This is a genomic window from Paenibacillus ottowii, from assembly GCF_006874425.1.
Taxonomy (GTDB): domain Bacteria; phylum Bacillota; class Bacilli; order Paenibacillales; family Paenibacillaceae; genus Paenibacillus; species Paenibacillus ottowii.
In genome coordinates this window covers 1-18314 of the sequence record NZ_VIJZ01000015.1, presented here as the reverse complement: position 1 = coordinate 18314, position 18314 = coordinate 1, and the positions used below count along the sequence as shown (strand labels likewise).

14 protein-coding genes and 1 rRNA gene are annotated in these 18314 nt (G+C 44.2%); 4 read left to right on the top strand and 11 right to left on the bottom strand.

Annotation, left to right across the window (positions count from 1 at the left end; genetic code table 11):
• Window positions 1-26: 26 nt before the first annotated feature.
• Window positions 27-1412 (top strand): MFS transporter, encoded by a 1386-nt coding sequence (locus FKV70_RS23785; RefSeq protein ID WP_142614762.1) that lies wholly within the window; start codon window positions 27-29, stop codon window positions 1410-1412.
• Between the two features lie 191 nt (window positions 1413-1603).
• Here the strand turns inward: FKV70_RS23785 and FKV70_RS23780 are convergent, their stop codons facing one another.
• Window positions 1604-1867: a WGxxGxxG family protein gene (locus FKV70_RS23780; RefSeq protein ID WP_064795901.1), complete on the bottom strand. Its 264-nt coding sequence runs from the start codon at window positions 1865-1867 to the stop codon at window positions 1604-1606.
• 150 nt (window positions 1868-2017) lie between these two features.
• On the opposite strand from FKV70_RS23780, the gene FKV70_RS23775 reads away from it, so the two are divergent.
• Window positions 2018-2536 carry a DUF3231 family protein gene (locus FKV70_RS23775; RefSeq protein ID WP_063211078.1) on the top strand — a complete coding sequence of 173 codons (519 nt, stop codon included), beginning with the start codon at window positions 2018-2020 and terminating at the stop codon, window positions 2534-2536.
• 111 nt (window positions 2537-2647) lie between these two features.
• On the opposite strand, the gene FKV70_RS23770 is transcribed toward FKV70_RS23775, so the two are convergent.
• From FKV70_RS23770 to FKV70_RS23740, 7 genes are all read right to left on the bottom strand, one after another.
• The gene (locus FKV70_RS23770) at window positions 2648-3712 is read right to left on the bottom strand and encodes a Gfo/Idh/MocA family protein (RefSeq protein ID WP_142614761.1); all 1065 of its coding nucleotides are present in this window, start codon (window positions 3710-3712) and stop codon (window positions 2648-2650) included.
• Between the two features lie 562 nt (window positions 3713-4274).
• Complete coding sequence (locus FKV70_RS23765; protein WP_064795899.1) at window positions 4275-5861, bottom strand: alpha-amylase family glycosyl hydrolase; 1587 nt, start codon at window positions 5859-5861, stop codon at window positions 4275-4277.
• Window positions 5862-6054: 193 nt separating this feature from the next.
• Window positions 6055-6897, bottom strand: coding sequence for a carbohydrate ABC transporter permease (locus FKV70_RS23760; protein WP_063211084.1), 843 nt, complete (start codon window positions 6895-6897; stop codon window positions 6055-6057).
• A 28-nt stretch (window positions 6898-6925) separates the two neighbouring features.
• Window positions 6926-7804 carry a carbohydrate ABC transporter permease gene (locus FKV70_RS23755; RefSeq protein WP_142614760.1) on the bottom strand — a complete coding sequence of 293 codons (879 nt, stop codon included), beginning with the start codon at window positions 7802-7804 and terminating at the stop codon, window positions 6926-6928.
• A gap of 79 nt (window positions 7805-7883) precedes the next feature.
• Window positions 7884-9185: an ABC transporter substrate-binding protein gene (locus FKV70_RS23750; RefSeq protein ID WP_142614759.1), complete on the bottom strand. Its 1302-nt coding sequence runs from the start codon at window positions 9183-9185 to the stop codon at window positions 7884-7886.
• 196 nt (window positions 9186-9381) lie between these two features.
• Window positions 9382-10488, bottom strand: a complete 1107-nt coding sequence (locus FKV70_RS23745; RefSeq protein ID WP_142614758.1) for a response regulator transcription factor — start codon at window positions 10486-10488, stop codon at window positions 9382-9384.
• Window positions 10481-12289 carry a cache domain-containing sensor histidine kinase gene (locus tag FKV70_RS23740; protein ID WP_142614757.1) on the bottom strand — a complete coding sequence of 603 codons (1809 nt, stop codon included), beginning with the start codon at window positions 12287-12289 and terminating at the stop codon, window positions 10481-10483. The genes FKV70_RS23745 and FKV70_RS23740 overlap by 8 nt, the downstream gene beginning before the upstream one ends.
• Before the next feature lie 175 nt (window positions 12290-12464).
• Here FKV70_RS23740 and FKV70_RS23735 point away from each other — a divergent pair, with 175 nt between their 5' ends.
• Both FKV70_RS23735 and FKV70_RS23730 read left to right on the top strand, forming a co-directional pair.
• Window positions 12465-13463 (top strand): LacI family DNA-binding transcriptional regulator, encoded by a 999-nt coding sequence (locus FKV70_RS23735; protein WP_142614756.1) that lies wholly within the window; start codon window positions 12465-12467, stop codon window positions 13461-13463.
• Window positions 13464-13533: 70 nt separating this feature from the next.
• Complete coding sequence (locus FKV70_RS23730) at window positions 13534-15810, top strand: alpha-galactosidase (protein WP_142614755.1); 2277 nt, start codon at window positions 13534-13536, stop codon at window positions 15808-15810.
• 190 nt (window positions 15811-16000) lie between these two features.
• Here the strand turns inward: FKV70_RS23730 and FKV70_RS23725 are convergent, their stop codons facing one another.
• The 3 genes from FKV70_RS23725 to rrf all read right to left on the bottom strand — a co-directional run.
• Window positions 16001-16723, bottom strand: a complete 723-nt coding sequence (locus tag FKV70_RS23725) for a YjjG family noncanonical pyrimidine nucleotidase (protein WP_142614754.1) — start codon at window positions 16721-16723, stop codon at window positions 16001-16003.
• 347 nt (window positions 16724-17070) lie between these two features.
• Window positions 17071-17922 (bottom strand): alpha/beta fold hydrolase, encoded by an 852-nt coding sequence (locus FKV70_RS23720; RefSeq protein ID WP_142614753.1) that lies wholly within the window; start codon window positions 17920-17922, stop codon window positions 17071-17073.
• A gap of 277 nt (window positions 17923-18199) precedes the next feature.
• Window positions 18200-18314, bottom strand: a 5S ribosomal RNA gene (gene rrf / locus FKV70_RS23715); the annotation flags it as partial.

The following is an 18314-nucleotide window of genomic DNA, read 5'->3' as shown; positions in this document are numbered from 1 at the left end:
TTAATTCGCTATTGGAGGTGCTAGAAATGAGTGTTCGCAGCTGGTGGTTAATGATTTCAGTGGGTCTAGGAATATTATTGAACCCTTTAAATTCTTCGATGGTTTCTGTTGCGATTCCAAGTCTGCAAAATGTGTTCCAACTTGACTTTACAGGTGTTTCCTGGATTATCTTTTCTTTCTATATTGCAAGTAGCATAGCTCAACCTATCATGGGAAAGGCCAGCGATTTATTCGGTCGTAGGAAGATATTTCTCACTGGTCTTGTTGTAGCCTTCATTGCTTCATTATTAGCTCCGTTATCACCAAACTTTGGGTGGCTCATCGTGTTTCGCATTGTACAATCCATCGGAACAAGCATGATGGTTGGGGTTGGAATGGCCATTGTTCGAATTCATATCAGAGAGAAACAAGCGACTGCGATATCTGTTTTGTCCATTTTCCTATCAGGAGCGGCAGCAATTGGACCCTTTATTGGCGGGGTTTTGGTTCATTGGTGGAATTGGCCTGCCATCTTTTTCGTCAATATTCCGTTTGTGGTAGCCAGCTTTTTATTGGCTTGGAAGACTATTCCAAAGGACGAATCGCCAACATCCGTTGCACGCAACATGTCCTTTCGTAAATGGTTTGATTTGATCGATGCAAGAGGGATTCTGCTATTCACATTAGGGCTGGTTGCCCTGCTCGTTGGTTTACTATCGGTTAAATCATCTGGGCATATTTCGTTAGGAAACGTCATTATCGCGCTAATAGGCCTCGTTACGCTGGGGGCATTCATACGATATGAGCTAAAAGCGACGTCACCCTTTATTCCTTTACGCACGTTCGCCAAATATCCTGCGTTGACCTGGATTAATGTCGAATTCATGCTCGTTAACGTACTCTATTACTCGCTTTTTTTCGGGCTTCCGTCCTACTTGCAAGTGGTAAGGCATATAAGCGAGTTCCAAACAGGGAGTCTCATGCTAAGCTTAGGCTTGTGCTCGCTAGCTGCTTCTCCAATAGCAGGACGATGGATCGATAAATCAGGACCCAGACCGGCATTACTGGTATCCGCAATTCTGATGACATTGGGATCGGTGTGGCTTGTAACATTAAATCCAACTTCTCCGGTGATCAGCGTGTGTTTGGCTTTGGCTGCATTCGGTATTAGCAACGGGCTGAACAATGTAGGTATGCAAGCAGCCTTGTTCCAAAGTTCTCCAAAAGAAATAATCGGTGTAACATCCGGATTATTTAATACATCAAGATACCTGGGAACCATTCTCTCTTCATTGTTGATAGGTATCGTTATGGGAGGTAAGTTCAGCTTCGAGGGTTTTCAAGTGCTTGGGATTGTCCTTACGGTAATTGCATTGTCTTTGGTATTCATGAGTCGGCGACGCCGCGAGTCAAGACAATTGCGAGAGTCATAGATTCACCGTTTCTTCAAATAATCCCCTCCATCTTTATTTAACGTTATAATTTTTCAAACGAAATAGAAAGGAGTTTAGTTAAAAAACAGCCGATCGCTCGGCTGTTTTTTGTTAGCTTCTCGATCAAGAAGATCGAACTGCTTTGTTCATTGGGTATCTCCAATAGATCAATAGCTCCCGGAATTTACTTATTATTTGTGGTCAGATGCTTTTCTACGCATTCCTGCCAGTCCTAGTAACCCAAGCAAGCCAAGCCATCCCCAATCCATATGGTTATCATTGCCTACGGTGTTTGGTACACTGTTAGCGTTGTAAGTTGAATTGTTGCTGTGATAAGCGTTATTAGCGTTAGTGTTATTGGCCACATCTACATTTGTACTTTGTGCTGATGAAGGGGTGACTAAAGCTGCAAAGAAGAACATTGAGGCAACAGCAGTAACTAATTGTTTTTTCATAAAAGGAATCCTCCCTAAATATGTGATGCATATAATTTCTCCAAAAAAACGCTCATTATTCCCTTATGTATTTACAAATTTATTTGGATAGTTTTGATCAATCATTGGAACTATACATCTGGTGTAAAAAATATTAAAGGAGAGGTTATGATGGGAATATTAAGTGGAAATCCAAAAAATGAACCTATGCATTATGGTGAAATTTTCAGTGTTTGGCAATTCTCATTGGTTGCGAAAGGGGCTCTATCCTTCTACCAAGCATTCCTAAATCACGCAGGAGATAAGGATTTGAAAAAAATATTGGAAGCACTTATTGATCAAGCTAGACTTGAAATTAAAGAGTGCGATACGCTCCTTAATGAGAATGGGATAGCTCCAGCGCCAGTCTTACCTGAAAGACCTGAAGCAAAGCTTGAAGATATTCCTGTTGGTGCAAGGTTTACTGATCCAGAGATCGCCGCTAAAATTGCGTCTGATACATCATTAGGAATGGTTGCTTGTAGTCAAGTGATGGGTCAATCCATTAGAGAGGATATAGGCGCTTTGTTTGCAAAGTATCATCTTACTAAAACGGCTTTAGGAGTTAAGATTCTTCAATTGACTAAAGAAAAGGGATGGCTGGTACCTCCTCCACTTCAAGTGAAAAGACCTGAAGCTGTTGAAGTTTAAAAAAAAATTAAATTGGTAACAAACAACCCCCATTATCCTCAATATGAGAACTATGGGGGTTAGATTTGTAACTAGTCATTCCCAGTACTTTATAAGTAACCTTGCGATTCTTTAAATATCTCTTCGAATCACACTCTTGGTCGCTGCTGCCTCAAAAATCGTCTCAATCAGCACCAGTACACGATGCACTTCTTCGCTTTTGATCGCAAGCTCGGCTTTGCCTTCGATGGTGGAGACAAAGTTTTCGTAAAAGCTTTCTGCTGCAGCAGGTATTTTCTCAATGGGGAACTTAAGGGTGGATTCTTCCGACGGCGGTGCCATCGTTTTCGTCAAACCTTGACCTGCCTGAATCGGTTTGGGTTCCACGTGAGCGACATCCGGATTCCTGGTGACAATCTCTCCGCTCAAATCCCAGTCCTTGATCACCGCGGTACCTTCGGTTCCTTTAATATACCAACGCGGCAACTTGACGTAATTTGTTGTACCTACTTCAATAACTGCTGTAAGACCGTCTTTGAACTCAATATAGCTGGTAAAGCCGTCATCCACTTCTGTCCCCAGAATATAACTTAGGGAAGCGGTCACGCTCTCGATTTTGCTGTCCGTAATCAGAAGCAGCTGGTCCAACAAGTGCACTCCCCAATCCAGCAGCATTCCTCCACCGTACGCCTTCAATTGCCGCCAGTCGCCTGGGATGCCGTTAGCCCCCTGAACCCGGGATTCCAGGTGAAATAGATCGCCAACGGTCTTCTTGCTGATCATATCTTTGACAATCCGGAAATCTTCATCCCACCGACGATTCTGATGTACAGTAAATATACGGTTTTCTTGCTTGGCCACCTCGACAATATCTAGGAAATCTGCGCTCGTTATCGTAACTGGCTTTTCGCAAATGACATGTTTGCCAGCTTGCAGTGCTTGGATTGCGATTTCTTTATGAACGTCATTAGGCGTTGCTATTAATACAATATCTACATCCTGATCGCCAAGAACAGCATCTAGGCTGGGATAGGTTTTATACCCGGCTGCTGCAGCCAATTCCATCCGATAATCGACAATATCATATACACCACCGATGGCAAGCTGCTCAATAGGTTCAATTAATTGAACATGGTAGCTTCCCATACCTCCATAACCGACAATAACTACATTATATTTCCGATTGTCCATTTCCATTTTCCTTCCATTCCTAAATTGAGCCCCCACATATCAAACGGTTGCTCCTGGATCGAATTCAATTGTAAATCGGTTATTGCCAAGCAGGTCATCCATAAGATGTTACCCTGCATACGCTTTCATTATAAAGCAAATCTTCCCCCAAAAAAAGGGGATATTATGATCTACGAGATTTAGCATTGGATAAATACTCACTCAAAATTTCCTGCATTGACTTTTTATAAAACTGGAAATCGAATTAAGGAAGTTGTATGTAACAGCGAGCAATCTGAATCAAATAGTTTAGAAAGCAATTTCCATATGCCTCCAGCCCGGTGTAATACCAGCTAGCACACCTTTCGCGGAAGAATTGATGTATTCATTATGCGGGGAATAGAACATTTCAACGTCTCCCGAAGACTTTAATTTGAAATCATGAATTCATCATAGCAACTACATGTCTTTGCTGAGTGGAAGAGTTCAGGTTACTACCTCTCACGAGGGGGCTCCACACCCCCACATGAACTCACCAATAAATATCCATCTTTGTTGGGGCTGTAAGGCTGCGTATGCCCAGCTCTTTCTATTTGGTGATTAGAGAGCTGTATGCGGGAATCGTCACCGTATTTTTCTTTATTTTTACACCCTTGGAGCTGGAAAAGACCACTTTCCTCTTCTGCTTATCCCCATCTTTCATCTGGAGCGTAACCGGCTTCCCTGACAGGTTGTGATATACATACAATGTTTCTTTGCCAGAAGAACGTTGGTATGCCGCCACGTTGGCAGAGCCTGCTTGGATTGGTTCTAGATTATCGCTACGAAGAGCTTCATGTTCTTCCCTCAAACGGATGAGCGTGCGGTAGCTTTGTAGCAGGGAATCATTGTCCCGCATCTGCGCTTCTACCGATACTTCGCCTCGGTTGTATTTGGGTACTTCCCACGTCGTTTGACCGCGGCCTTCTCCTTTGTACCAGCGCATAGGCTCTCGAAGATACTCATCGGGCTTCTCCCCTTTCATGCCGATCTCTTCTCCGTAATAGAGAAACGGCTGGCCTGGCAGCGTCAAAAGAATGGATGCAGCCAGCTTGGCTTTTCGCACATCCCCACCCAGTTCGCTCATAACACGGGTCTGGTCATGATTGCTTAGGAACGGGGCATCAAGTGCCGCTTTACTGTATGATTTGTACAGCTTCAGTGTTTTCTCAGCGAATGTTGCGATACCCTGATCCCGGCCATTTTTCACAGAGTTCAATATCTTTCCGCCCAGGTCAAAATTAAACAGAGAGTGGAGTGATTCGTAATAAGGAGCTATGGTCTCTGGCTTATCCCATACCTCTCCTGCCAGATATACATTTGGATTAATCTTTTCCATCTCGGAACGGAACTCATTCCACCACGCAATGTTTTTATCGGCACCATCCTTCGTTTGCCCTTTAAAGATATGCATCGCCGCATCAAGCCGGAAGCCGTCTGCCCCCTGCTGCAGCCAATACTTACCGACTTTAATCATTTCCTTACGGATTTCTGGATTGTCAAAGTTCAGATCTGGCATCCCCGACCAGAAGGTACCATAGAAATACCCTTCGCCATTCGGATTTTTATGCCATACCTGCTGGCCCCATGATCCCTTTTCATCCAGATTTGTCTTCTCATTTGCCCATACGTAATAGTCATGGTATTTGCTTTGTGGATTGGTGCTGGCCTCCTTGAACCAAGGGTGCTCACTGCTCGAATGGTTGATAACAAGGTCTATGATCACCTTGACACCCTTCCGTTTTGCTTCTTTCGTCAAGGTGCGGAAATCATTCAGATTCCCATACTGGGGGTCCACCTGGTAATAGTCGGTAACATCATATTTATGGTAGCTTGGAGACGGATTCATGGGCATGAGCCAGAGGCCACTAACCTGCAAATCCTTGCCCGAACGGGGGTTGCCGTCGTTTAAGTAATCAAGCTTTTGTGTAATCCCTTTCAAATCACCGTGTCCGTCCCCATTCGAATCATAAAAAGAATTAATATAAATTTCGTAAAACACGCCGCTTCCAGCAGAATTTGGAGGCTTATGCCCATTCATTTCTTGCTCAGCCATTGCACCTGAGGCGAACATCGTGAGCATAGGCACCGTTAACAGAATCGTGGACCAGTTTCTTAAGCGTTTGTTACGAGTCAAAATATATCAGCTCCTTTAATTGTTATGGGTGCGCCTTCATTATAAAGAAAACCCATCCCAAAAAAGGGGATATTATTAACTATTATAGTGGAAAATATCGATTTTATTGTTTGATGTCTGAATCGAACAAACTGCCTGGGTTAGAGGATCTGTTGGTGATCCTTAACCCAGGCAGTTTGTCTCATATCCGTTCTTATCCTTTTACAGCGGACCCTACCGTCATCGCCCGTTCTACTTGTTCACTCAAGAACAGATAGACGAGCACCATTGGCAAGGAAGCCATGGTCATCACAGCACCCATAGCTCCCCAATCCGTGCTGTAAGAGCCTTGGAAGAAAAGCAAGCCGAGTGGCAGTGTCTTCATATTTTCATCAGAAATGAGAATATAGGCCAAAGTGAACTCATTCCAGTTGTTCAAGAATTGAAAAATGGCTACAGTTGCAATGGCGGGTAATGCAAGTGGTAAAATGATCTTCAGGAACAGTCTATAAATATTTGCTCCATCCATGCATGCCGCCTCTTCGATCTCTTTAGGAATTCCTATAAGGAACCCGTAAAAAATCATTGAAGAGAAAGGAAGGCCGATTGCGATATAGGGAAGAATAAGAGCTCCATACGTATTCGTAAGATGAAAATCGCGAACCAGAATCGCCAGCGGGATCATGATAACCTGCAGTGGCATAAACATTCCTATGATCATATAAGTCCGAACTGCAGAACGGAACCTCCATCTCATACGAGCTACTGCGAAGGCAAACATCAGAGCTAGCAAAAGAATGAACAGAGTCGAAATCGTGGACACGACCAGACTGTTCAAAAAGTAACGTGGAATATTAAACTGCGTCCATGCATTGATGTAATTTTCGTAGCGAAAATGCGTCGGCAGTCCAAATGGGTTAGAGACAAAGATCTCATCGTTATTCTTGAACGAATAGGAAACCATCCAGAACAACGGATAGACCGAAATAATAAAATACAACCACAGCGGTATCTGCAGAACAGCTTGTCTGAATTTGCTCAAAGCGGTTTTACTCATTTCGTTCTCCTTTTCAATACACGCTTTATCAGGCGGTTTGTCCGCGGTCGAACATCTTATTGATAACTACAGTTGCCAATAGCGAGATTAGTACGAGCAGCACGGATACAGCACACGCATACCCATAATTGCTTTCCATAAAAGCATAGCGGTATATCATGAATGTCAATGTATAGTTTGTAGTACCAGGCCCGCCATTTGTCATAATCAACATCTGCACAAAGGCCCCAATACCAGAAGTAATTGCAATTATGAAGCAAAATTTGTATGTCTCTCTCATTAGAGGAAGCGTGACATGCCAGTGCGCTCTCCATTTGCTGCAGCCATCAATCGTGGCAGCTTCAAAGTAATCCTCGGGTACTGACTTCACACCTGCATATAGCAGTGCAAATTGGTATCCCATAAACTGCCAGGCATTAACGAAGGCGATGGCAATAATGGATGCTGTCGGGGAACTCAGCCAATTTTGCTGATAGGGAATGTTTAAGAGTTCAAACAGCCGATTGATTAATCCGTTGGTTGGGTCATAGATTGCGATCCACAGCTGACACACCACAGTGACCGATAGGACAACTGGGATAAAATAAGACGTTTTCAGTATTTTTCGTCCGCGTGTGCGTGGATCGGCACAGATTAGCGCTAATAGCGTTCCCAGACCGATCTGAAAGACCGCCAGCACAATGGCAAAGATTAATCCGTTCTTAAGCGAAGTAGCAAGTAAAGGATCGGAGAAGAGCTCTCTGTAATTACTCAATCCAGAGAAGGTCAGCGTGCTCAGGCCATCCCAATCATAAAAGCTGCGAATGACGGTTTGCAGCACGGGATATATCAAAATCACGCTATACAGTATCAAAGCAGGGAGGAGAAACAGTGCGAGCGCTGATTTGTTTCCCATATATTTATTCATGTCTTGCTTCCACCCCTTATCTTTAGAACGTCATCCCCAGGCACCTTACGCTGCCAAAGGATGACGATTCCATGAGTTCTCAGTTTTCTTTATTCAATGTGCTATTCAGATTGCTTACAAAATCGTTTTCAGAAAAGTTGTCTACCATCATATTTTGAGTATTGTCATTAATGGTGTTCTGAACTTTTGTATTACTCAGAAGTTGCGCATATTCCTGCGCATTTGGCAGCAACTCTTTGACAACTCGCTGCATCATTGCTGGAACGTTGGAGGCCATTGGCTTATCAACTTTCACTGGAACAATTGGACTTCCAAGTTGGGTATATCTGTATTCTGCTGACTTTGAGGCAAGGAATGCCGCTACCTTTACGGCAGTTTCCTTATTTTGGCTATTCGATGATACTGCGTAACCCTGTGGAGAACCTGAGCCGTCAATAAAATATTTGGACTTCTCATAGGTTGCTTCATCCTTTGCAGGCCAGTACATCCAGTCGACTTGATCGCCCAGCTTTTCCTGGGAGCTGTAAATTTCCCATTGTCCATTCACGAACATAGCAGCTTTGCCCTGATAAAATAGGGACGATGCCTGATCATAATTGGTGTTCGTAGCGTTTGCATCAAACAATCCAGCTTTTTGCAGTTGCTTCATCTGCTGTGCCGCTGTTACAAATGCTTCTGGCAATGCTTTTACACCTTTTTCATCAAGTGCTCCGAATCCACGCGGTTGCTCCCTTGTCACCAGTCCATTATAAAAAGCAGTCGTAATCCACTTTTCCTTTGCAAAAATTGACATTGGTACATAACCAGCAGCTTTCAACTTTTTCGCTGCATCGGCCATCTGATCAATCGTCTTAAGCGGTGTCTTGATTCCTACCTTCTCAAAAATGGACTTATTATAATAAATCATTTGGAATTCTATACCAGTTTCAGGGTACGCATACACATGATTATCAGGAGCTACCAAACGCGATTCAACACCCGGGTTAAGATTCTTCTTGAATTCGGCTGTTGTGTCATAATTGTCCAGCACCTCAACATTTTTCGATTTTGCAAAAGTTTGCAGAACTGACCAATCTGCTAAATAGACATCCGGCATGTTGCCTGTTGCTGCATATGTTTTAAGCTTCTGGCCTCCGTCCTGCACAGCAGGATCCAGTTCAATTTCTACGTTTGGCATCTTCTTTTTGAGCTCTGCCACCGCATAATCAAACGGCTTTATGGTATCTTCATCAAAATGCTGCGCATACACCTTCAATTTGATCGTTCCGTCCCCTGATCCGTTTTTGGTAGAGGCTGAGTTATCTCCACCACAAGCGACCAATACGACGGACATGGTGAGCACTAGCAAAGCTGCACTCCAAATTTTGAGATTTTTTTTCATTTGTTTATCCCCCTCTTGTAGAGTCTTTGATGGTTGCGCTTTCATTTGCTTGACTACAGTATACTGCTGCCTCTTTTCTTCTTTAAGGAATAAAACGGGTATTATCAGTAAAAAACGGGACAAATAAAGCAGCGGTCCTCCAAAATAGGAAAACCGCTAAACTTAATCGGTGTGCTTGAGCCCCGCAAGGCAGATACTACCTTTTTTTGAGTTGCTCATATTCAGTTGGTGTCATACCAAAACGTTTCTTGAAACATTTGCTGAAATAATTAGGGTCACTGTAGCCGACACTTTCAGCGATTTCTGACAGCTTCCGATTGCCATTCAGCAAAAGCTCCTTTGCCTTCTTCATCCGGATGTGTGTAATATGATCCACGATGGAGAAGCCAGACTCCTTGCGAAAAACGCGTCGCAAATAGCTGGGATCAACGAATACTCCGCAGGAAACCTGCTCAGCAGATAACTCTGCGTCTGCATAATGTTCCTCGATATAGTTGATCGCCGCCGCAAACAAATTGGAAGCCTTTGTAGGGCGCATATTCTCCATCAACTGGATCAGCTTGCGGTACAGAGCGAGCATCCAACCTTCAGCAGCCGTCCAGGAATTTAACTCCCGCAACCGCTCGTAAGGAGACTTGTCTCCTCCGTCATCCCATAGTCGGTCATAAGGAATGCCTCGTTCACTCGCAAAGGAAAGTGCCAGAGATACGATCCCCATAAGCATGGCATCTGCGTATTCGTCTCCCCATTTATATATGCTAAGCTGACGGATTGCCTTTCGGATCTCCTCTAACGTTTCACTGTCTTTCATTCGGAGGTCAAGCACAACCGCATCGCGTAGATGGCCCAAATCAGGCATACCCGCTCTGCTCTGCAACGCTTCACCGCCATGTCCTCTTAGCTCTGCGTTTTCGCCCTCCTGTGGAAGCACTGGTAATTTCGGCTTAATACGCTCCAACATGGAGAGCATCTCTGCTGCATTGAATGGTTTTAGTAAATAATCCTGCACTCCAGTTCGAACGGCCTTCTGTAAATATTCAAACTCGTTATGTCCGGATATGAATACAATCACGATTCGTTCGAACTTGACTTTCAACCTTTCGGCTAATTCAATTCCATCAATAAATGGCATGTTGATATCAACGAGGGCAAGATGCGGCTGATGCCGATCAGCTTCCTGAAGTGCCTCCTGCCCGTTCCTGGCTTCGCAGCAAACCCGAAAGCCGTGACTTTCCCAGTCTATCTTAATTCGCAGAAAGTCTCGGAAAAGCGGCTCATCATCAACAATCATCACTTTATACATCTTGGTGTTCACTCCCCTTTGGCAGCATTGGTAGCGATAGGTCAACAATGGTTCCCTCTCCGAGAGCACTTTGCACGGATATACCATACTCTTCGCCAAAATACAGACTCAGCCGTTGCTGAACACTGTAGGTACCGATTGAACGTATTCCTTCTTTAGGTGAATGTCTGGACATAATGTTCTGAACTTGAAATTCATCCATCCCCACACCGTTGTCCTCCACCCGGATGATCACCCTATCATTCTGTTTAAAAGCGAATATGCGGATAAATCCTTTTGTTCCTTTCTTCTTAAGTCCATGGTAAATCGAATTCTCAACAAGCGGTTGGAGTGAGAGTTTCGGGATCGGAGTACCCGCAAGTTCTGAAGGGATATCCACTTCATAGCGGAATACATCGGGATAACGAATTTGCAGAATTGTCAGGTAATCATCCGTAATCTGAGCTTCTTTCTCTAAAATAATGAGTTCCCGTCCCTTATTCAGCACCATTCGATAGAAATCTGCCAGTGCTTTCGTAGTATCGCGAGCCTCATCATTACGATCTAGCTCATTAAGTGCATAAATGGTATCTAAAGTGTTGTACAGAAAATGCGGTTTTATTTGAGCGGTCATCAGCGCGAGTTCATATTCACGCTTGCGGTTCTGTTCCTGCCTTACTTCATCCAGCAGTTCCCGAATCCGTTTTATCATAAAGTTAAAAGCTTCAGCAATGGTACCGATTTCATCCTCTGTTCGGACTGTCGCAACCGATTGCAAGTCGCCAGCTACTACTTTTCGCATGGCTCTAGTCAGTTGTTCGAGCGGACTAACGACCATTTTGGACAAAAAGCTAGCGCCTAGCCAGGAAAAGGCAAGACACAATGCGCCGATTAAGAGCGTAAGCCTTACATTTTGCCGAACATCAGCTGTAAGCAGGCTAAGCGAAACAATATTGACTAACTTCCAGCCCATTCGGTTATAATCATTGACCGTCACCAGGTTGCCATCATTCTCGAATGAGCACGTTTTTTGGGAGACATTAGCCCCACAACGTTGGATGGCCTTCGCCAATTGTGAATTCACTGGCTCCATCAGCATCCCATTGTCTTCTGCAACAGCCACACGCATTTTGTTATCTAAAAAATAATAAGATTTGGGCGCATCGGGATCACTGGAACGAAAATAATCAGACAAACCTTCTTCTTTCACTAACAGAAAAAGCGTTCCATATGGTTCGCCGGTGTCAATATTAATGACCATCTTCCCCAGTGTCAAAACCGGAGAGTTTGGATCTGGTGTCAGGAAATCTCTCTTTTCCATATCAAACCAGAGGGCCTGTCCATAACTTTCAGATTCTCTTACGCGCTTGAGCATGCTATCGACTTTTCTATCATCCCCACTATCAGTATAAGAAGCGAAAATTGCCCCTTCATTATCAATAAATACCGCTGCATCCACCTCGCGAAAAATTGACAAATCAATAGATAGGCGGCTTTGCATCAGGTTTCTAAATTGAACACGATCCACGGCAGTATTGGGTCTAACACTGTAGGAATCATACATCCGGTTAATATTCGTGACCATAATATTGGACGCTGTTTCCACACTACTGAATATGTAGTCTGTTCGGGACAAGATAAGCTGAGATTCGTCCACCACGTTACTGGTAGTTTTTTCTATCAATGAACGGCTAAAAAGTTGGTTGGACAGAAGTCCAAGAATAAGCAGAGAAATAATAATGAGCGGGAGAAATACTGCGATAACCTTGCTTTTAAAACGAAGACGACCAAACCACTTGCGAGCTAGTGACAGAACTTTCACATAAAACCCCTCCGGCATCAAGAGAATATTCATCATGTTAACACAACTAATCTGAACAGTAATAGAACTAAAATAATGTTAAAAAAATTCAACATCTCATCTTGAAAGTGCCAAAAGGATATGTTAGGATAAAGTCGATTTTTAGTAAAATTATTAACTAAAAGGTGTGAGCTCTTTGGCAACCATTAAAGACATTGCCCGCGAAGCGGGTGTGTCTGCCGCAACCGTTTCAAGGGTTTTAAATAGCGATCTGTCACTGTCCGTAAGCCTAGACACCAAAAACAGAATTTTTTTAATTGCTGAGCAGCTTGGATATAAGCCCTCCCGACTGAGGCAGTTAAAGAGGAACACGGAGCGTGCCGGGAAAACGGTTTCACTCCTGCTGTGGTGTTCCATTGAGGAGGAGAGGGATGATCCGTATTACGCCTCCATCCGCCGTGGAATTGAACTACGCTGTGAAGAGCTTGGCCTGACATTGGGGCAGACACTGCGAGGTCGCTCCTCTCTCGGCACCTTGCAGAAGGCAGACGGGATGATTGTCGTGGGAGGCATTGATCCTGAGGAGGTGTCTAAGCTATATCCAGATAAGAACACCATTGTCCTTGTTGATCAGTACCATGAGCAGCTGGAATACGATTCCGTGCGACTCCATTTCCGGCAAGCGGTCGATCAGGCGCTCGAACATCTGCTTGAGCTTGGCCACCGACAAATCGGATTTATCGGCGGCAAGAGCGATGGAGAACGAAGGGCGCATTATTTTGAGCGATTCATGCGGGAACGAGGACTGTACAATCCTCAGTTCGTCCGCATAGGTGCCTGGAGTACCGCGGATGGCTATCTCATGATGAACGAGCTCCTAGCCGAGCAGGAACGACCGACAGCCTGCTTCGCCGCAAGCGACCCGCTCGCCATCGGCGCCCTCCGCGCCCTTCATGGACAGGGAGTCAAAGTACCGGAAGATATGGCTATTGTCGGCTTCGACGACATTGAGATGGCGGCCTTCGTGCAGCCTCCGCTAACTACTGTGCGTGCCTATCCTGAACAGATGGGAAAAGCTGCCGTACAGCTGCTATCTGAACGGTTTGAGGGACGCGAACCACCTGCGTACAGCGTGATCGGGACTAAGCTTGTCATACGGGAAAGCTCATGCTTAAACAGTAAAACCAATACTTGAGAGTCATTTGTCATTGATAAGTATCCTTACGTAAAACAATCGAGATGATAACCCCTAAGGAGTGAATATCATGAACATTCATGTTAACGAGGCGCTTGGTTTGTTTCACCTGCAGTCCAAGGATTGCAGCTATATTATCCAACTTGTAGAAGGATATCCTGCACATGTCTATTGGGGAGCTCAACTTCATCATGACGAAAGTCTTGCAAGTATATTGGAGCTTAGAGAGCGCTGCTCCTTCTCCCCCACTCCCGATTCTTCCAGACGTACGCTTTCTCTGGATACGCTTCCACAAGAATATCCACAGTATGGAACAAGCGACTTCCGTCAACCGGCTTATCAGGTTGCGCTTGCCGATGGAACTCGAACTACGGAGCTAAAATATAGTGGTTACCTTATTGAACCAGGTAAGCCCAAGCTCGAAGGACTTCCTTCCGTCTATACCGAATCGGATGATGAAGCAACAACTCTCTTGTTGTTCCTTGAGGACCAACACTCTGGCCTTAAGACTACACTGCTTTATACTGTATTTGCGAACCACAGCGCTATTGCTAGGTCTACTCTTTTTGAACATAAGGGAAGCGCTGTCATGAATATTGAGCACGCGATGAGCGCTTCTGTCGATTTCGCCGATTCCAATTACCAAGCTCTCTATCTATCTGGTGCCTGGGTTCGGGAAAGACATATCCAACGCCGCGATCTCGGGCCTGGCGCCATTCGCTTGGAGAGCAGACGGGGCTCCAGCAGTCACCAAATGAATCCTTTTCTGGCACTGCTTCGTCCTGATGCAACTGAAGATCGTGGGGATGTGTACGGCTTCAGTCTAATTTACAGCAGCAACTTCGTCGCACAGGCAGAAGTAGAGCAGTTTGATCAGACCCGCGTAAGTATCGGAATCAATCCTTTTGACTTCTCTTGGCAGCTTGAACCAGGTCAGTCATTCCAGACTCCTGAAGCTGTACTCGTCTTTTCTGAAGAAGGTCTTGGGGGCATGTCACGCACCTATCACAGACTCTACCGCACACGTCTGTGCCGTGGGGCATACCGCGACAAAGAACGTCCGATTCTCGTGAACAATTGGGAAGCCACATATTTTGACTTCGACGCCGATAAAATCGAAGCAATCGCCAAAGAAGCGGGACCTCTTGGCATTGAGCTGTTTGTTCTTGATGACGGTTGGTTTGGCAAGCGCGATAGCGACAACAGCTCGCTTGGGGATTGGTTTGAGGACCGTCGCAAGCTACCCGGCGGTCTTACCGACCTAGCCAAGCGGGTTAATGAACAAGGATTACAGTTTGGCTTGTGGGTTGAGCCAGAAATGATATCACCAGATAGTGAACTGTATCGCAGCCATCCCGACTGGTGCCTGCATGCGGAAGGACGTCGGCGTACGGAAGGTCGATCCCAATTGGTGCTCGATCTCTCTCGCAAGGAAGTATGCGATTACTTGTACGAGACACTTAGCTCCGTATTCTCGATCGCTCCAATTACTTATGTCAAGTGGGACATGAATCGTAATATGACAGAGATTGCTTCAGCTACCGCTACTAGCGAACGTCAAAAGGAAACTGCGCACCGTTATATGCTCGGACTTTATGATCTGCTGGAACGCCTGACCTCACGGTTCCCGGATATTTTGTTTGAAAGCTGTTCCGGCGGAGGCGGACGATTCGATCCGGGGATGCTCTACTATATGCCGCAGACATGGACCAGTGATGATACCGATGCTATTGAAAGATTGGCGATCCAGTACGGTACTAGTATTGTATATCCGGCCAGTACCATGGGAGCACACGTATCGAATGTGCCGAACCACCAAGTGGGTCGAATCACCTCTCTCGCCATACGTGGCGACGTGGCAATGAGCGGAAATTTTGGTTACGAGCTTGACCTTACTGCATTTACAAATGAAGAAAAAGAGCTCGCTGTCAAACAAATTGCCCAGTATAAAGAAATCCGCTCCCTTGTACAGCAGGGAGATATGTATCGACTTCTTAGTCCGTTTGAAGGCAGAGGCGATACAGCCTGGATGTTTGTCAGCGAAGACCAGTCTGAAGCTTTTGTCGCTTACTTCCGTGTGCTGGCTGAACCGAATGGACCTATTCGGCGACTAACTCTCAAAGGACTTGACCCAGCTAAAAAGTATACCATCGAAACTGGGGCTACTAGCAATGCTTCCAGCCCTATAGACAGTACCTTGGCCGAAGATGCCGTTTCTCCCTTCCGTTTGGCGTTTGACGGTGAAATTTTTGGAGGTGACCGCTTAATGAAAATTGGGCTTGTTGTCTCGGATCTTGCTGGGGATTTTGCCAGCTCTACGTTCCGCCTTAAAGCGATCTCCTGCTAATCAAATCTGCCTTACGAAATTGTGGTCTCCCCATATTGTAATCGGAAATTAAAAGAGAAACGGATTCGTTGCAGAACGAATCCGTTTCTCTTTATTCAGACATCTAAGTTCATAACAGCCCTTGATTATCTTTTTCTATATCATAGCCTACAATTTAACCTGCTAGAGTCTGATTACAATTTCTTATTAACTAGTATTCTAGAGATGTGTGATTCAGCACAGGACGCATTGAAAGTACACTACTCAGTAGTTCCATCAAACTTTTTATTTCATAAGTGGGTTGAATGCCAGACGTATTTGTTTTTCTAGAAGGGTTGAACCAGCAGGTATCAATTCCGTACTTATTCCCTCCTTGAATATCCGAGGTTAAAGAATCGCCGACCATAAGGACCTTACTTTTATCTGAAATAGCTAGCTTGGTAAATGCGTAATCAAAAATTTCAGCCTGTGGCTTTTGATAACCTACTTCTTCTGAAATAATTACCTGTTCAAACACATGACGCAGCGGGGAAAGCTGAATTCTGGAGGTTTGAACCTCTTTTATTCCATTCGTAATAATCCCCAAACGGTACTCAGATAGCACATCACATATTTCAACCGCTCCGTCCATCAAAAAAGCTCCTTCACCCAAATAACGTAAATAAGCATTACTAAAGGCTTCTGGATTGAAGTCTAACTTATGGACAGCAAACAATCGTTTAAATCTTTCCACCCGTAGCTGTGCCGAGGTAATAAGTCCTTCCTCTGCCTCACGCCACAAGGCACCGTTGATCTCATCATAGCTAGATTTATACTCAGTGGCCCCTTGCGGCAATCCAAACTGGGCAAACGTATTATGTAGCGCATGACTTTCTGCCATTTTAAAATCAAACAACGTATCATCAATATCAAACAAAATAATTTCGTATTTCATGACTACCTCCAACCTCCATGTCATAACTTTTCTATATGGTAAGTTCCATGAGCCATAGATTTATTTCAGATAGGATATAAAAACGAAAAAAACCATCAATGCAGTATGATCTCCCGGTAATTATACAGGACCTCATTGATCCGTCAAGTCATGGCAAAAAGAATGGAGTAACATTTAATTCTTTAGAAACCCATGCCTCTATAACGGGTTGATTAGAACTAATTAAGTATGAGAGTACTTTTTTCCAGGACTCGCCATAATTGAATTAACCTTGCTGACCCATGCTACTGTGTTCTAGACATCAAAAAAGTCGACTCCTTTTGATGGGAATCGACCGTTTTAATATCCTAGTGATTTTCATTAATCCATTCGGTTAATGTTTGATTAAAATAATGCGGTTCTTCAAACATCGGGTTATGTCCACTATGCTCAAAAACCACCTTTTTTACGTTCGTATAGCTACCATCGACCCGATCCCATAATGAAACAGGCGCGACCAGGTAATCAGTTCTTCCCAAACCAATCAACACAGGTTTACGGACATTCGCCAAAGACTGTATCAAATCCATGTTTCCGAAGGCTTCTCCCCATAAATAATCGATGATAGGCATGTTCGTGTACACATCATTCCACATGTAAGCTGCATCATAGGTATAATCATAAAAGCTTTGGGCTCCCATCCGTATGCACATATGAACGAATCTTCTGTCGGGATCTCTTCTGATATCATTCTCTAATAAAACAATATCCTTTTCAAAACGTTCTTTTCTGGCTGAACTGGCTGTCTCGTAAAAGTATGAAATGCTTTGCCGCTGTCTTTCTTGGCTGTTCGTAGGTGCTGAATTTAATAACACCACCTTTTCAACATAACCAGGGAATTGTTTAGCATATTCCAAAGCCATAAAGGCATGCCCAGAATGTCCTAATATGATAAATTGATCTAAATGAAGGCATTGTCTTGCTGCTTCTATGTCATTGATGACTTTATCCAAAGTATAGTCTTCTGGTTTTAAAGCTCGAATCGGTTTTGCAAACCCTCTATGATCCAGAAAAATAAACTGAAAACTTTTATATAAATGATTTGAGAATAAGCGAGGGTAATATATACTACTGCCAATCACTAATATCGGCTTCCCGCTACCTCTTATAGCATATTTCAGCTCAAAACCATCACTAATAATCGTTTGATAAGTGCTCATTTATAGTCTCCCTTTCTTCTTTAAATCACTCCCTTTCCGTTGTTTAATTCCCTTGTATTCTCCATAGATCGCTCCAGCACTACAAATCACCTCTGAAGTACGTTTAATTTTATGAGAAAAGTTTAACATGGTTTTTTCAAAAACAAAACCGATTTACATTTTTCTTACTTGTCCTGATTTATAAAATTCATATTGGATTTTTGACGAGCGCATCTATTTGGAAATGAAAAAAACCGCGATTATCGCGGTTTACTATGTAGAGGTTATACTATGATTTGCTTGGCGGCGTCCTACTCTCCCAGGACCCTGCGGTCCAAGTACCATCGGCGCTGGAGGGCTTAACGGTCGTGTTCGGGATGGGTACGTGTGGAACCCCTCCGCTATCGCCACCA

Coding starts and splice junctions, on each gene's coding strand:
- FKV70_RS23785 (WP_142614762.1), top strand. CDS start 27: ATGAGTGTTCGCAGCTGGTGGTTAATGATTTCAGTGGGTCTAGGAATA.
- FKV70_RS23780 (WP_064795901.1), bottom strand. CDS start 1,867: ATGAAAAAACAATTAGTTACTGCTGTTGCCTCAATGTTCTTCTTTGCA.
- FKV70_RS23775 (WP_063211078.1), top strand. CDS start 2,018: ATGGGAATATTAAGTGGAAATCCAAAAAATGAACCTATGCATTATGGT.
- FKV70_RS23770 (WP_142614761.1), bottom strand. CDS start 3,712: ATGGAAATGGACAATCGGAAATATAATGTAGTTATTGTCGGTTATGGA.
- FKV70_RS23760 (WP_063211084.1), bottom strand. CDS start 6,897: ATGAGTAAAACCGCTTTGAGCAAATTCAGACAAGCTGTTCTGCAGATA.
- FKV70_RS23755 (WP_142614760.1), bottom strand. CDS start 7,804: ATGAATAAATATATGGGAAACAAATCAGCGCTCGCACTGTTTCTCCTC.
- FKV70_RS23750 (WP_142614759.1), bottom strand. CDS start 9,185: ATGAAAAAAAATCTCAAAATTTGGAGTGCAGCTTTGCTAGTGCTCACC.
- FKV70_RS23745 (WP_142614758.1), bottom strand. CDS start 10,488: ATGTATAAAGTGATGATTGTTGATGATGAGCCGCTTTTCCGAGACTTT.
- FKV70_RS23730 (WP_142614755.1), top strand. CDS start 13,534: ATGAACATTCATGTTAACGAGGCGCTTGGTTTGTTTCACCTGCAGTCC.
- FKV70_RS23725 (WP_142614754.1), bottom strand. CDS start 16,723: ATGAAATACGAAATTATTTTGTTTGATATTGATGATACGTTGTTTGAT.
- FKV70_RS23720 (WP_142614753.1), bottom strand. CDS start 17,922: ATGAGCACTTATCAAACGATTATTAGTGATGGTTTTGAGCTGAAATAT.